The 15,352-nt window shown below is 71.1% G+C and carries 10 protein-coding genes and 1 pseudogene; 7 read left to right on the forward strand and 4 right to left on the reverse strand.

From position 1 onward, the window contains the following. Window positions 1–9: 9 nt before the first annotated feature. From lipA to ACFQV6_RS32700, 3 genes and pseudogenes are all read left to right on the forward strand, one after another. Window positions 10–972, forward strand: coding sequence for a lipoyl synthase (gene lipA, locus ACFQV6_RS32690; protein ID WP_378031569.1), 963 nt, complete (start codon window positions 10–12; stop codon window positions 970–972). A 482-nt stretch (window positions 973–1,454) separates the two neighbouring features. Beyond that, window positions 1,455–1,661 (forward strand): annotated as a pseudogene (locus tag ACFQV6_RS32695) (transposase); the annotation flags it as partial. Window positions 1,662–1,759: 98 nt separating this feature from the next. After that, window positions 1,760–2,245 (forward strand): hypothetical protein, encoded by a 486-nt coding sequence (locus ACFQV6_RS32700; protein ID WP_378031506.1) that lies wholly within the window; start codon window positions 1,760–1,762, stop codon window positions 2,243–2,245. Between the two features lie 261 nt (window positions 2,246–2,506). Here ACFQV6_RS32700 and ACFQV6_RS32705 read toward each other — a convergent pair whose 3' ends face one another. From ACFQV6_RS32705 to ACFQV6_RS32715, 3 genes are all read right to left on the reverse strand, one after another. After that, window positions 2,507–2,716, reverse strand: a complete 210-nt coding sequence (locus tag ACFQV6_RS32705) for a hypothetical protein (RefSeq protein WP_378031507.1) — start codon at window positions 2,714–2,716, stop codon at window positions 2,507–2,509. A 176-nt stretch (window positions 2,717–2,892) separates the two neighbouring features. Further along, complete coding sequence (locus ACFQV6_RS32710) at window positions 2,893–5,748, reverse strand: AAA family ATPase (protein ID WP_378031508.1); 2,856 nt, start codon at window positions 5,746–5,748, stop codon at window positions 2,893–2,895. Between the two features lie 53 nt (window positions 5,749–5,801). Next, window positions 5,802–6,041, reverse strand: a complete 240-nt coding sequence (locus tag ACFQV6_RS32715) for a hypothetical protein (protein WP_378031509.1) — start codon at window positions 6,039–6,041, stop codon at window positions 5,802–5,804. Between the two features lie 172 nt (window positions 6,042–6,213). Between ACFQV6_RS32715 and ACFQV6_RS32720 the strand changes: the two genes are divergently transcribed. The 3 genes from ACFQV6_RS32720 to ACFQV6_RS32730 all read left to right on the forward strand — a co-directional run bounded on the left by ACFQV6_RS32720 (window position 6,214) and on the right by ACFQV6_RS32730 (window position 9,861). Beyond that, window positions 6,214–6,906: a DUF4191 domain-containing protein gene (locus ACFQV6_RS32720; RefSeq protein WP_378031510.1), complete on the forward strand. Its 693-nt coding sequence runs from the start codon at window positions 6,214–6,216 to the stop codon at window positions 6,904–6,906. Window positions 6,907–7,504: 598 nt separating this feature from the next. Next, window positions 7,505–8,740: a type VII secretion protein EccE gene (locus ACFQV6_RS32725; RefSeq protein WP_378031511.1), complete on the forward strand. Its 1,236-nt coding sequence runs from the start codon at window positions 7,505–7,507 to the stop codon at window positions 8,738–8,740. Continuing rightward, a complete protein-coding gene (locus ACFQV6_RS32730) occupies window positions 8,737–9,861 on the forward strand; it encodes a hypothetical protein (protein WP_378031512.1) in 1,125 nt (374 codons plus the stop codon). The genes ACFQV6_RS32725 and ACFQV6_RS32730 overlap by 4 nt, the downstream gene beginning before the upstream one ends. A gap of 96 nt (window positions 9,862–9,957) precedes the next feature. Here ACFQV6_RS32730 and eccCa read toward each other — a convergent pair whose 3' ends face one another. After that, window positions 9,958–13,857, reverse strand: coding sequence for a type VII secretion protein EccCa (gene eccCa, locus ACFQV6_RS32735; RefSeq protein WP_378031513.1), 3,900 nt, complete (start codon window positions 13,855–13,857; stop codon window positions 9,958–9,960). 88 nt (window positions 13,858–13,945) lie between these two features. Between eccCa and eccD the strand changes: the two genes are divergently transcribed. Further along, window positions 13,946–15,349 carry a type VII secretion integral membrane protein EccD gene (eccD, locus tag ACFQV6_RS32740; protein WP_378031514.1) on the forward strand — a complete coding sequence of 468 codons (1,404 nt, stop codon included), beginning with the start codon at window positions 13,946–13,948 and terminating at the stop codon, window positions 15,347–15,349. The last annotated feature ends 3 nt before the right edge of the window (window positions 15,350–15,352 follow it).

Consider the following 15,352-nt stretch of genomic DNA (forward strand, 5'->3'; position numbering starts at 1 on the left):
ACTCACACCCTGCGTCAGGTGGGCGTCAAACGGGCGTATCTTCGGGGTGTGACTATTGCTCCCGAGGGCCGCCGCATGCTGCGCATCGAGGCGCGCAACGCCGAAACTCCCATCGAGCGGAAACCGCCGTGGATCAAAGTCAAGGCGAAAATGGGCCCTGAGTACACGCAGATGCGCGGCCTGGTGCAGAAAGAAGGCCTGCACACGGTCTGCCAGGAGGCCGGGTGCCCCAACATCTACGAGTGCTGGGAAGACCGCGAGGCCACCTTCCTCATCGGCGGTGACCAGTGCACCCGCCGCTGCGACTTCTGCCAGATCGACACCGGCAAGCCGGCCGAGTTCGACGCCGACGAGCCCCGCCGCGTCGGCGAGTCCGTCGCCACCATGGGCCTGCGCTACGCCACCGTCACCGGCGTCGCCCGTGACGACCTGCCCGACGGCGGCGCCTGGCTCTACGCGGAAACTGTCCGCCAGATCCACAAGCTCCAGCCCGGCTGCGGCGTCGAGCTGCTGATCCCCGACTTCAACGCCGACCCCACCCAGCTCGCCGAGGTCTTCGGCGCGGCACCCGAGGTCCTGGCGCACAACGTCGAGACGGTCCCGCGCATCTTCAAGCGCATCCGCCCCGGCTTCCGCTACGAGCGCTCCCTCGACGTGATCACCCAGGCCCGAGCGGCCGGCCTGGTCACCAAGAGCAACCTGATCCTCGGCATGGGCGAGGAGCGCTCCGAGATCTCCGCCGCCCTCCGCGACCTGCACGCGGCCGGCTGCGAACTAATCACCATCACCCAGTACCTGCGCCCGACCCCCCGCCACCACCCGGTCGAGCGCTGGGTCAAGCCCGACGAGTTCGTCGAACTCCGCGACGAAGCCGAACAAATCGGCTTCGCCGGCGTCATGAGCGGCCCCCTGGTCCGCTCCTCCTACCGAGCCGGCCGCCTCTACAAGCAGGCCCTCGAAGCCCGAGGCTGACCCTCCCACTCTCCCGCTCTCCCCAGCGCCCGCCCGGCCCACCCGGCGGGCGCTACCCATTCCCCCACCCCACTCCCGTCCAGCCACCCCACCCAGCTGGCCCTGAGCGGGGCCTTCCACCCCCCAAACGCCCCCTCACACCCAGCCGGCCCACCCAGCTGGTCCTGAGCGGGGCCTTCCACCCCCCAAACGCCCCCTCACACCCAGCCGGGCCACCCAGCTGGCCCTGAGCGGGGCCTTCCACCCGTTACCTTTTTGATCGTCCCCACCGGGGACTGCTCGGTCGCTCGGTCCGGTATGACTTATCGCCCCTGTCGCAGGCATGATCCGGGGGGTGTTGTCGCCGGGCCGGGTGGCGTCGGCGGACCGCTGATAGGGACCCGGCCACCCCTCATGGGTAGGTCTCTCCGTAACGTGGTTGCCGGCAGTCCGACGCCCTGACCAGCGACCGAGCCCCTTGTGGACTCGTGGGAGGCAAAGGCGTGCACGACGAGTACGGCGTGTTCCTGGGGCTCGAGGTCGGCAAACCCGACCATCATGCGGTCGCACTGCCCGTCGCGGTCGCCCGCGCTTGCGGGCACCAGGTGGCGAATCTGCCGGGTCTGGTCATGCGGCGGCTGGCTGACCTGCACCAAGGCACGGCGAAGACCGACGCCCGCGACGCCTACGTCATCGCCGACGCCGCCCGCATCTGCCTCGCCCGCCGTCGCGTCGACGTCCTGCACGCCATGCTGCGCAACCGTGCCCGCTACCAGGCACCCGCCGCCCACCCGGGTGCCCGAGCAGCATGAGGAAAATCGTGATCCTCGGCCGTGGCGGCGCGGGTAAGTCCACCCTCGCCGCTCACCTGGGCACCGCCCTGGCTCTGCCGGTCATCGAGCTGGATAAACACTTCTGGGCGCCAGACCTCACCCCAACACCCAAAGACCGGTGGACGGACATCCAACACCGGCTCACCAACGGCCAGCGATGGATCATCGACGGCGACCTCGGCCCTTACGACGTACTCGACGTACGACTGCGAGCCGCCGATACCGTCATTGTGCTGGACTTTCCCCTCTGGCGCTGCGCCTGGCGCGCACTGCGCCGCTCCCGCGAGAACTTGGCCTTCTGGCGCTGGGTCCTCACCTACCGACGCCGCAGCCTGCCCGCTGTCATGGCCGCGATCGCGAGCAACGCCGCCCACGCTGACCTCCGCGTGCTTCGTAGCCCCGGAGCCGTCGAACAACTCCTCAACCAGGCCAACGCCACCCCACCCGACCAAGCTCCTTGACAAAACCATAGGGACCCACCCAGCTGGCCCTGAGCGGGGCCGCCCACCTCCCAAACGCCCCCCTACACCCAGCTGACCCTGAGAGCGTTTCCAGGTTCGAGTTGATCTGTGCGTTGAGTCCAATTCAAGGTCGTTCTGAGAGTTCGCTATGGATAGTGATCACTCCGGCAGGGCGGTGGTTACAGCACCCACACCCAGCCGGACAGCAACAAGCGCCGCCCGCCGGGCCCCCCGCCGAACGGCGCTCCAAGTACAAGAAAACTACTTCTTTTTACCCTTCTTGGACTTCTTGCCCTTCTTCCCGGATCGAACGCCAGATCCCGCCCCAGCAGCCTCAGGAGCCACCACCGGCCCGAGCAACTTGGCGAAGATCATCACGAGCGGCGCCACCCAAGCCCACCAGGGCAGATCCGAGTCCGGCCCGAACAATGCGTCGACCACCGGATAAGCCACATCAAGGGCAGCGTCCATCTTCGGCCTCCGAAGGTTGAGGGCAAACGCGGTTAGTAACCACTCCCACACGAGGAGTCGGCCACCAGTATCGGAAGCCCCGCCACCCGCCCTTAGCCTTTCCAACCCCCCAACGCCCAGCCACCGAAGGAACCGCCCCGCCCAAGAGCGAACCGCAGCCCCAACCGCCCGTCAGGTCACTCCTCCAGCAGCCCCAACCGACGAGCCACAGCCGCAGCCTCCACCCGATTGCTCACTTCAAGCTTCGCGATGATCCGCGACACATGCACACTCGCCGTCTTGGGCGAGATGAACAGCCGCTGTGCGATCCCACTGTTGCTCCGCCCCTCAGCAACAAGCCGCAACACCTCCCGCTCCCGAGCCGTCAGCACTTCCGGACCGGATACCCCACCAGCCGCACCGACCGCCGCCACCCGCACCCCGAGCCGCCGCGCGAGCGTCTCCCCCGCCTCGGCGAGCGGCCGAGCCCCCAGCCGGGCCGCGATCGCCACCGACTCCGTGATCGCCTCCGTGGCCGCCTGCCGGTCCGCCGCCACCGCCTCAGCGAGCCCGAGCAGCGCCACCCCCAACTGGTACGCCTGCCCGTCCTCCCGCCAAGCCCCAACCGCCGCCCGCCACCGCTCCACCCCACCGTCGAGCAGCGCTTCCACTTCCGCCGCACAGGCCCGCTCAGCCGGATACCGCTGGGGCAGCCCCGCCACCGCCTCCCGAACGGCCGCTTCCAGCTCCGCGTCCGGTCGCACGGCCACCACCCGTGCCGCCGCCGCGAGCAGCGGCCACCCGTACCGAGGGCGCTGCTTCACCCCACGATCGCGCACTGCAGCCGTTGCCACGCTCGTAGCAGTACCCAGATCTCCCGCCGCCCGGCTCGCCAAGATCCGCAGCTCCAGCAGGGACACCCGGGTGTCCGCGTTCAGAAACGGCTTACTCAGGAACGCCGTAGCCAACCCCACCAAGGCATCCGCCCCCTCGTGCCCGCGGGCCAGCCGGATCCGCGCGCGCAGCCGCAGCCACGGGACAGCAAGCGTGCCCGGCGGATCGTGCCGGGCCGCCTGAGCCAGCAGGGCGTCCGCCTCGTCCCAGTCGCCCAGCGCCATCAGCGCCTCGGCGTGGTTGGCCAGAAGGTAGACCCCGGTGGTGCGGCTGACACCCACCCGGTCAGCGTGCGGCACTCCCTCGGCGGCAGCAGCGGCCGACTCCGCATACTCACCCACCTCGAACAGCGCGTCCGAGTGGTTGACCAGGGAGTGAGCGAAGCTCTGCAGGTCACCCGCTGTCCGGGCGCGGTCGACCGCGTGGCGCATGGCCGGCAGGGCGATCGCGGCGGAGAGCTTGCCGCCGCAGATCTGCCCGACAATGACCTCGGCGGAGATCTGGGTGGCCTCGTCACCGAGCTCGGCCGCGGTGTCCTTGAACTGCTGAGCGATCCCGGCTGCCTCGTCGCCGTCGATGCCTCCATACACATACGCCACGTCGGCCAGCAGCCGCAGCCACTCGGTATCGCGCGGCACCAGTTGCAAAAGCCGGTACGCCTCGCGAGCCTCCGGCGCCCCGTCACTCTTACCGGCATTACGCAGCACCTTCGCCCGCCGGATCATCAGCCGGGCCGCCCGCAGGGGCTCCGCCTCGCTGTCCAGGTCGCCGAGCGCCGCCCGGGTCAGGCTCAGGGCCCGCATGTGCTCCCCGGAGTCGATGGCGACGAGCGCCGCCTCCTCCAGCAGGTCCAGATGGGTGGTGCCGAGAAGGGCAGCCGCGTCGGGCACCTGCTCCCACAACTCGAGCACCCGGTCGAGCAGACGCGCTTTCTCCGCGAACGCATAACGGGTCCCCGCGTCGGCGGCAGCCCGGCGCGCGGCGACCAGCGCCCGCGGATGATCGTGGGCGGCGTGCCAGTGATGGGCGATCTCGGCCGGCGCACGGTCGAGATCGATCAGGTGCGGCTCCGCCTCGATCACCGCCGCGAACTTCGCGTGGAGCCGAGCGTGCTCGCCCGGCAGCAGGTCGTCGTGCACCGCCTCGCGAACCAGCGCGTGCCGGAACTCATAACCCCCGGCGGGGTCGAAAACGATCATCTGGGCGGCCACCGCGGCTCGCAGCGCGGACTCCAGCGTCGGATCGTCCATCCCGGCGACCCGGGCCAGCAGGTCGTGACCGAACCTGGTCCCGCCGACCGCGGCGACCCGCAGCACCCGCTGCGCCGACTCGGGCAGCTGGTCGACGCGGGAGAGCAGCAGGTCGCGCAGATTCTCGGGAATGTCGCCGCAGCGCGGATCGCCGGTCGAGGCGAACTGCTCGATGAAGAACGGGATGCCCTGGGCCCGCTCGCTGACCGCGTCGACGGTGGGCGCGTCGGGCTCGGCGCCGAGCAGGTGACCCAGCAGCTCGGCCGTGCCGTCCCGGTCGAGCCGGTCGAGCTCGTGCCGCTGCACACCGCGAACCCGCTCCAACTCGGCGAGGAACGGCCGCAGCGGGTGACCGCGGTGCAGCTCATCGGTGCGATAGGTGGCCACCAGCATCAGCCCCGGCACCCGCGCGGAGCGCACCAGGAAGCCGATCAGGTCACGGGTGGAACGGTCGGCCCAGTGCAGATCCTCGATCACCAGGACCAGCGGCTGCTGCTCGGCGAGCCGGGCGAACAGCGACCCGACCAGCTCGAAGAGATGCCCACGGCGGGACTCACCGGGCTCCGGCGCCGGGCCCAGCTCGGGCAGCAACCGGGCGAACTCCGGCTCCCGCCCGTCGAACACAGCGCGCCCCTCTCGCCGGGACAGCTCCCGCAGCGCGGCAGCGAACGGCGCGAAGGGCAGGCCCTCCTCACCCAGCTCCAGGCACTGGCCGGTGAGCAGGCGGACCGGCTCACCGGCCAGTGACCGGCAGAACTCCTCGACCAGGCGCGTCTTGCCGACCCCCGCCTCACCGCCGACAAGCAGGGCCGACGGCTCCTCACCCCGGACGCGCTTGAGCACCTCGTGCAGCGTGGCCAGGTCGGCGTCGCGGCCGACCAGAACCGAACTGTGGGCACTCACCGTCATGAGTTCGAGCATGCCACGCGGGTACGACAGATTTTCCGCCCCGATCGCCCCGCTCACGACGCGAGCGACTGCCCGGCCGGCCGCCTCGCCCGGCGCGCCCCCGGCCACCTGCCGAACCGGCGCATCCGCGGCCACCCGCCGAACCGGCGCATCCGCGGCCACCTGCCGAACCGGCGCTCCCGGCCGCCTGCCGACTCCCGCGCCCGCCGGTCCTGGGCGGCCTCACGAACCAGCCGGTCGTTGTGCTCACGGATCAGATCGAGCTGGATCTCAGGGCTGGTGAAGGGGATCATCTCGGGCCTCCTGCGGAAGAGTTCGGCTTGTCGCACCGGTAACTCTTCGCGTGAAGGCACCCGCCCGGCATGGGGACGATGCCCGATCTCCGGGGCCCTCCCCTCCTTACTCAGGACTCCTGAGGTGCCCGGGACGCCGTAAGGTACCTGAGCCCCACTACACTTTGCGGCTATGGCAAAGCCCCAGGAGAAGGTGTCGTTCCGCGAGCGCCTGAAGCAGATCGGCCAGGTGTTCGCGTTCACGGCGAAGCAGGACAAGTGGTTCGTCCCGCTGGTCGTCGCGGCGGTGGCGATCCCGGTCGCCCTCACCGTGCTCGCCGTGCTCCTGGGCTGGGGGTTGCTCTGGATCCCGGTCGGCATCCTGTTCACGCTGCTGGCCGTGCTGATCGTGCTCAACCTGCGCTCCAACACCGCGATGATGAACGTGGCGGAGGGCCAGCCCGGCGCCGCCGCCTCCCTGATGGAGAACATGCGCGGCGACTGGCGCGTCCGCCCGGCCGCCAGCTCCACCACGCAGTTCGACATGGTCCACGTCGTGGTCGGCCGCCCCGGCGTCATCCTCCTCGCCGAGGGCGACCCGCAGCGCGTGCGCAACCTCCTCAGCCAGGAGCGCAAGCGCCTGGTCAAGGTGATCGGCAACGCCCCGCTCTACGACTACATCATCGGCAGCGCCGAGGGCCAGCTCCCGGTCCGCAAGCTCCGCTCCACCATGCTCAAACTGCCGCGCAACCTCACCGGCAAGGACGTCAACGCCCTCGACAAGCGCCTCGGCGCACTGATGGCCCGCCCCCAGATGCCCAAGGGCGCGATCCCCAAGAACATGCGGCCCAGCAAGGGCGCGTTCCGCCAGCAGCGCCCACGCTAAAAACAACGTCTGGGGCGCGTTCCGCCAGCAACGCCCTCACTAAAGGCAACTTCAGGGGCGCGTTCCGCCAGCAGCGCCCTCACTAAAGGCAACTTCAGGGGTACGGGACTGCGGCTCCGCCAAATCGTCCCGTCCCCTTCTGCTCCCGGCGCGCGGCCTGCAACTCCAGGCCGCAGCGCCCGCGCCGGACGTAGCGGTCCAACACCTCCAACCTCCCACCTCTTTCGTCACCGCCCACCACCCCCCGCTGACGCCCAGCTGGTCCTCAGCGGTGCTCCCACGCCCAAAAAGCCCCGCTCACGCCCAGCCCACCCACCCAGCTGGCCCTCAGCGGTGCCTCCAAGCCCGAAAAGCCCCGCTCACGCCCAGCCCACCCACCCAGCTGGCCCTCAGCGGTGCCCTAGCGCCCAGAAAGCCCCGCCCACGCCCAGCCCGTCCACCCAGCTGGCCCTCAGCGGTGCCCTCGCGCCCAAAAAACCCCGCCCACGCCCAGCCGGTGGGTTACAGAGCCACACGGAACTCAGCCGCGCCGGGACAACGACGATCATGATTACTCTCATAGAATTGCGTCGTTACTGACCGTCTAGGGGGTGATCCGGTGCGAAGCAGCGACGGCTATCCCCCACCCCCGACAACCGCCGACTCGACCGCCCGCCCAGTCCCTCGCCGCGGCCACCTCGGCTCATGGAGCCTCGCGCAGATCCTCGCCGCCGAAGCTTCCGTCCTCGCCGTCATCGCCGGCCTCACCCAGGGCCTGCTCCCCACAGTCATCGCGGCCGCGTTCGCCGCAGTCCTCCTGCTGGTCTTCTTCAGCCGACGGCAAGACCGCTGGTGGCTGGAACACCGCCGGATCGCCCGCGCCCTCCACCGGCGACGCGCCGCCCGACTGGAATCGGACGCCGGCCCCCTGCTGGCCGCACTACGAACGATCGCCCCCGGCCTGACCGTCCGCGACATCCCCGCCCCCCACAACGGCACAACCGTCGCCGGCGCAGCGCGGGACGGGACCGGTGTGGCGCGGGACGGGACCGGTGTGGCGCGGGATGAAGCGGGCTGGTTCAGCGTCGTCGCGCTCGATCCGGCGACCGGGCCGCTTCCGCTGGACGCCCTGGCCGGACTCCTCAACAGCACCGACCAGCCCGGCGTCGTGCTGGCGCTGGTCACACACACGATCCCGGCGCCCAGTCCCGACGTGCATCCCGATTCTCCCGCCGGGTCGTCCTACCGGCAGTTGGTGCAGGCAGTGAGCCCGGCCCCGGTCCCGGCCCACCGCGAGACGTCGATCAGCGTGCGCGTCGACGCCCGGCTGCTCGCCGAAGCCCTGCTCGACCACACCGCCGACCCGGAGTCCGCCGCCGCGCTCGCCGCCGGCCTGGGCCGCAAGCTGGTGACGAACCTGCGCAGGCTCGGCCTCACCGCCCGAACCCTGAACGCCGGCGAGATCGTGGCCTCCCTGTCCCGCTCCTGCGACGTCGCCCCGGGGACCGACGTGGACGAGTCATGGACACACTGGCGCTCCGCCCGGCTCACGCACCGCACCTACTGGCTGCGTACCTGGCCGGCCCAGGTAGCCGAGATCAGCTCCCTGTTCGCGTGGGCCGCCACCGCACCGGTAGCCCTCACCAGCACAGCCCTCATCCTCAGCGCAAACGGGCAGGACATCACCGTCCGAGCCTTGCTCCGCCTGGCAACCCGCCCGGAAGCCGACCTGCAAGCACTGGACCGCATGCTCCTCGAAGGCGCACTCCAGATGGCCACCGAACTCCAGCCCCTCGATGGCGAGCACGGCCCAGCCACCTACGCGACCGCCCCGACCGGAGGTGGCCCGGGATGAGCCATCCGGAGACACCCGGACCGCAACAGGTCCCGCCGACAGTGGCCCGAGCCCACGCTCCCGTGCCACCACCCCCGGTCGATGCCACCGACACCCACCACGCGACGCCCGGCCAGCGCGCAGCCGCATCGGTTCCGCCCACCGCCACCGACCCCACAGCGCCACCCGCCACGTCCACCATCGGATCAGTGGCACCACCAGCCACACCCGCCACCGGCCGAGCGGCGCCACCAGCAACACTGGCCACCGGACGAACAGCGCCACCAGCCACAACCGTCACCGGATCAGCCGCGGCAGCCGCCCCCTTTCCCGGAGCGTCCGCGCCACCAGTCACCTCCGCACCCCTGGCCCGTCTCACCATCCCCGACCAATCCCGCAGGCCACCGCACGACCCGGACGGACCGACGGACGCCCGGGAGCAGGAACGAACCGGGCCCTCCGGGCGAACCAGCAGGCTCCACATCGGATGGCATGCGATCCCGCGTACCGGGCTGCGCCGCGTGGCGATCGCGGCGCCGCCCGGCTCCGGACTGCTGCTCGGGCGGGATCAGCACCGTTCGCCCGTACCGTTGAGAGTTTTCGCCCCCGAACCGGTCCGGATCACCCTGGTCGGTGGCGTCTGGGCCGCTCAGCTCCTGATCTTCCGGGCGTTCGCGCTCGGCGCCCGTGCGATCGTGGTAACCACTGAGCCGCAGGCCTGGTCCGGCTTCGGGGAGCGCGCCACCGGGCAGTACAACCGGCTCACCGTGCTCAGCAGCGACCAGGGCGGGTTCCCGCCCGGCACCGCGCAGCTTCCCACCCTGACCGTTTATGACCTCGGCATGACGGGGCCGGCGACTCCGCCGCCGCTGGGTGAGTGGCACACGCAGTTGACCATCCTGCGGCAGTTGGACCGGTCCGGCGTGACAGCGCTGCAGGACGCCCGGATCGTCCTGCTGCAGCGGCTCGGCGGCGAGGAGGTCGCCATCGCCGCGCCGACGCTGCGGATGGGCCCGGAGAGCCGCTTCCTGGAGGCCGTCGCCGACGACATGCTCGCCGTCGTCGGGGACGGCGCCGACCAGTACGTGTTCCTGCAGCAGACCGCACTCGAACAGCAGTACGTCGGCCCACCCCGAAGATGAGCCGGCGCGAGGCAAGCCAGCGACCGAGGAGGCGAGGAGGCGAGGAGGCGAGGTGAGGCCCGGAAGTAAGACGGGGAAGTAAGGCCGGGAGGTGGGTCAGCGAGCCGGCGGTGTCCAAGCGAGCTGGACGAGCCGAGCGCCGTGCTTGCGGGTGACCATCCAAGCGCGGCCCGGCGGCAGCGGCTGGGGCTTCAGGGTGCCGAAGAGCGGCCCCTCCTCCCGCGGCCCGGACATCATGATGCCCGGTGACGCCAGCTCCCGGATCCGGCCGATCACCGGGTCGAACAGGGCCCGGCTGGCGCCGCCGATCCGGCGGGTGATGACGACGTGCAGTCCGATGTCGCGGGCCTGCGGCAGGAACTCGAGCAGGGGCAGGAGCGGGTTCTGGGTCGCACCGGCCACCAGGTCGTAGTCGTCGACCAGCACGTAGAGCTGGGGACCCTTCCACCAGCTGCGGTCGCTGAGCATCTCGGGGGTGACGTCCGGGCCGGGCAGCCGTTCCCGCATGGCCACGGCCACCTGCTCGATCAGGCCGGCGGTGACCTGGTGCGAGCTGCCGTACCCGATGGTGTGCTCGGCGGGGACGCAACCGAGCAGGCTGCGCCGCAGGTCGACGAGGAGCAGGCGGGCCTGTTCGGGGCCGTGGTTGGCGGTGAGGGATCGGGCGAGGCTGCGCAGGAACGAGCTCTTGCCGCTCTCCACGTCGCCGAAGAGCAGGGCGTGCGGTTCGGCGCCGAAGTCGAGGAAGACCGGCTGCAGGTCGGCTTCGGCGACGCCGATCGGGATCACCGCCCCCTGGGCCGGCGGCAGTGCCTCGTAGGGCAGCTCGGCGGGTAGCAGGCGGACCCGGGGAGCGGGCGGGCCCGTCCACTGCTCGGCGACGTGTTTGACCAGATCGGTGACGGCCTCGGCGAGGTCGTCGACGCGTTGTTCCCGGTCGATGCGGGGCAGCGCGGCCAGGAAGTGGTGGCCGGCCGGTGTGAGACCGCGGCCGGGTGCTTTGACCGGCACGTTCACCGCCTCGCGCCGGTTGATCACCGAATCGCTGGGATCGCCGAGCCGCAGTTCGAGCCGGGTGCCGAAGACATCGCGGATCTGCGGCCGGATGTCGGTCCAGCGGTTGGTGGCGGCGAGGATGTGGATGCCGAAGCCGAGTCCCTGGTTGGCGAGTTCGTGCACCGTGGACTCGAGGTCCTCGAATTCGGTGCGCAGCGTCGACCAGCCGTCCACGACCAGGAACACGTCGCCGAACGGGTCCTCGGCGAACCTGCCCTGCGTCTTGGCCCGCCGATAGTCCGCGGCGCCTTCGACACTCTCCCGGGCGAAGAGCTCCTCGCGGGCGCGCATCAGCCCGTGCAACTCGGCGATGGTGCGGCGGACGCGATCCACGTCGCGCCGGGTGGCCACGCCGCCGACGTGCGGCAGGTCGATCAGCCCGCTGAGCGGTCCACCTCCAAAATCAAGAGCATAGAACTGCACCTCACGAGGGGTGTGGGTCAAGGAAAGAGCTGCGATCACCGTACGCAAGAAATTGCTCTTTCCGGTTTGAGCGGCACCGACGACCACGAGGTTGCCGCCCGCGCCGGAGAGGTCCAGCCACATCGGATCGCGCCGTTGTTCGAACGGTTTGTCGACGATGCCGCCGAGCGCGTGCAACGGCGCCGGAATGGTCTCCGGGATCATCTGGCCGAGGGTGGGCGCCTTGTCGAGCGGCGGCAGCCACACCTCGTGCGCGGGAGTGCCCCTGCCCTCCATCTGCCGGACCAGCACTTCGAGCAGCGTGTCGCCCTCTTCGGGCGGCTCCTCCACCTCAACCGGCTCCGGGTTACGCTCCGGCACCGAGTAGAACGTCGTGTAGTCACGCACCACGGTGCCGGTCCGGGCGCCCGCGGGCATCGCGCCGCCGTTGCGCCGAACCGGACCGGAGACATACGCCGCTTTCAGCCGGACCAGCGCCTCGGTGCCGGTACGCAGATACCCGTGCCCCGGCGATCGTGGCAGTTCATAAGCGTCCGGAGCACCCAGCACCGCCCGGCTCTCCATCGACGAGAACGTCCGAAGCCCGATCCGATAGGACAGATGCGACTCGAGTCCCCTCAGCCGCCCCTCCTCCAGTTTCTGCGAGGCGAGCAGCAGGTGGACACCGAGCGATCGGCCGACCCGTCCGATCTGGACGAACATGTCGATGAAGTCCGGACGGGCGCTGAGCAGCTCGGAGAACTCGTCCACCACGAAGAGCAGGCTCGGCAGCGGGGTGAGCGGCACCCCCGCCGACCGGGCCCGCTCGTAGTCCCGCTGCGACGCGTAGTTGCCCGCCCCGCGCAGCAGCTCCTGCCGCCGGGTGAGTTCGCCCTGGATGGCGCCGAGCATCCGGTCCACGAGCGGCAGCTCGTTCTCCAGGTTCGTGATCATCGCGGCGGTGTGCGGCAGCCTGTCCAGCGAGGCGAAAGTGGCGCCACCCTTGAAGTCGACAAGGACGAAGTTGAGGATCTCCGGGTCGTGGGTGAGCCCGAGCGCGATCACCAGCGTCCGCAGCAGCTCGGACTTGCCGGAGCCGGTCGCGCCGACGAGCAGCCCGTGCGGGCCCATGCCGTCCTGCGCCGACTCCTTCAGGTCCAGCTCGATCGGCCGCCCGTCGAGGCCCATGCCGATCGGCACCCGCAGCCGGTCCCGGTTGGGCCGCGAGGACCAGAGTGCGGTCAGATCGATCCGGTACGGGTCGTCCTCGCCGAGCAGCTGGGCCAGTCCCATGTCCTGCGAGATGGCGGGCTGATCACCGTACGACGTGGCGGACAGGCGCAGCGGTGCGAGCTCGCGCGCCAGCACCTCGGCCTCCGGCAGGCTGAGCCCGTCGGCCCGGCCGACGTCCGTGGCACCGTCCATCGTGGTGCCGGTGACCGTCCCGTCGGCGGCGATCTCCAGCACCACCGAGGTGTCGTCGAGCAGCCGGGGCGGTGGCACTGAGAGGTCCAGGATGGTGACCCCGGCGACGCCACCCTCGGTCATCAGGTGGTCGGAGCCGCCCGTCGAGCCGCCGTCGATGACGACCACCACGTGCGGTCCGCCGGTTGCCCCGCCGGCCGGATCGAACCGGGGCCGGTTGACCAGCACGTCGTCGAGCATCGCCTCGAGCGCGGGCACGCTCGGGGCGACGAGCCGGACCGGGCCGGTCGCGTCGGTCTTGCCGGGGTGCTGGGCGTGCGGCAGCCATTTCGCCCACTCCCAGCGGCCCCGCAGATGGTCCGGCACGCACACCCCGATGCGCAGGTCGTCGGGAGCGTGGAAGGTGGCGATCTGTGCGAGCAGGGCCCGGGTGAAATCGTGCACCGGCTCGCCGGCGCCGCGCAGGTACAGGTGCGAGAAGTCGCGCAGCGCCACCGAGACCGGCAGGTCGGGCACGACGGAGTAGGTGTTGACGAACCGGCGCAGCGCGAGCGCGCAGAGGGGCTCCAGCTCGTCGACCGGGCGGGTCTGCGGCGGGATGAGGCGGGTCGCGACCTCCTGCGGGCCGACAGCGATCCGGACCACGGTGAAGTCGGCGTCACCACGCCGGCGCTCCCACAGGCGGCCGCTGTCGACGAAGCTCCACAGTGATCCCGGGTCGGGGTTGCGGTAGTGGAGCGCCTCACGCTGCTGCTTGATCGTGGCTCGCACCTGGGCCCGCAGCCTGGTGAGATGTCGCAGGTACTGCCGTCGCGACTCGATCATCTCGCGCTTGCCCGGGCCAGTGGTGCTGGTGGCCATCATGGCGATCATGCCGAGAATGGACACGCCGTACATCGCGCCGGCCACATAGGTCACCGCGCCGCCCCGCTGCGCGCCCATCATCAGGCCCATCGCGGCGGCACCGGCGGCCATCGGCAGGATCATCAGCATCCGCGTCCAGCCCTTGCCGGCGGGTGGCGGCACCTCGGGCGGCGGATCGAGCAGCACCTCGCCCGAGGGCATGCCGGGCGCTGGGCGCCGCGGCGGGCGCTTGATGATCGTGACGGTCACACTGGGCTCCCCGGTGACGACGGATCGGTGACCATCATATCGGCGAATCCTGCTACTTTGGGGTCGCGCCGTCGCAGGGGGTGATCTTGTGACCACACCGGGTGGACCGAGTCTGGCCCGGGTGACAGTGGCCGCACCGGCCCGCCGGATGGATCTGGCCCTGCCCGACACCATGCTCGTCGCCGAGCTCCTGCCGCATCTGCTCCGGCACGCCGAGGGCGCCCTGGGTGAGGCGGCCGACCAGAACGGCGGCTGGGTGCTGCGCCGCGCCACCGGTGCCACATTGGAGCCCGGCCGCAACCTCGCTGCCCAGGGCGTGCGCGACGGCGAGCTGCTGCACCTCGATCCGGCCCGGGAGGACTGGCCGGAGCTTGCGTACGACGACGTGGTCGAAGTGATCGCCAACGGCTCCCGCAGCGCGGCCCGGTCCTGGAGCGCCGCCGCGACCCGCCGCTGCGGCCTGGCCGTCACCGCGGGCGCGCTGCTGCTCGGCATCACCGGCCTGGTCGTCGGCGGTACCGGCTGGGTGATCGCCGGAGTCGTCGCCCTCCTCGTGTCCCTAGCCCTTGCCGTCGTCGGTGTCCTGCTGTCCCGGGCGCTCCACGACGCGCCCGCCGGCGGTGTGGTCGCCGCAGCCGGCCTGCCGTACGCGTTCTTCGGCGGCGCCTGGCTCCTCACCGAGCCGGGTGCCGGCTTCCTCGGCATCGGAACCCCCGGCCTGCTGCTCGGCTCCGCGACACTGCTGGTGGTAAGCGTGATCGGGCACGCCGGTGTCGCCGGGACGGCACGGCTCTTCGTCGCCGGCATGGCGGCCGGGCTGACCGGGCTGCTCGCCGGGGTGCTGGCGTTCGCCGGGATGTCCGCACAGGGTGCCGCGGCGGTGGCGCTGACCACGGCGATCGGGCTGCTCCCGGCGTACCCGGTGCTGGCCGGCTGGATCGGCCGCCTGCCGTACCCGGAACTGCCCGCCCGGGCCGAGGAGATCCTCGACGACAAGCCGATGCCCCGCCGGGCCGACGTCTTCGCCGCCGTGGTCCGGGCCGGTGAGGTGCTGACCGGCTTCCTGCTCTCGGCCGGACTGTGCACGATCGTCGCGATGACCTACCTGGCGCTGACCGGCCCCAGCCTCTCCGCCGTCCTGCTCATGGTCGCCGCGGTCGCCGCCCTCCTGCTGCGCGCCCGCCTGCTGCCCACCCCCGCACAACGTGTCCCGCTGCTGGTGGCGGGCCTGGCCGGGCTGGCCGGCATCGGGATCGGCTCGGTCGTCAGCGGCGCGGTCCCCGGTGTGGCCCTGCTCGCCGGCGCCCTGCTGGTGGCCGCCGTCGCACTCCCCGCCACGCTCGCCTTCACCCGCAAACCGCCCTCGCCCTACCTGGGCCGCGCCGCCGACATCCTCGACGTCGTGGCGATCATGGCGTTGATCCCGCTGGCGTGCGGCGTCATCGGCCTCTTCGACGCCGTCCGCGGACTGTTCGCCTCGATCGGCGGGTGACCG

Source organism: Actinoplanes sp. GCM10030250, from assembly GCF_042666575.1.
Classification (GTDB): domain Bacteria; phylum Actinomycetota; class Actinomycetes; order Mycobacteriales; family Micromonosporaceae; genus Actinoplanes.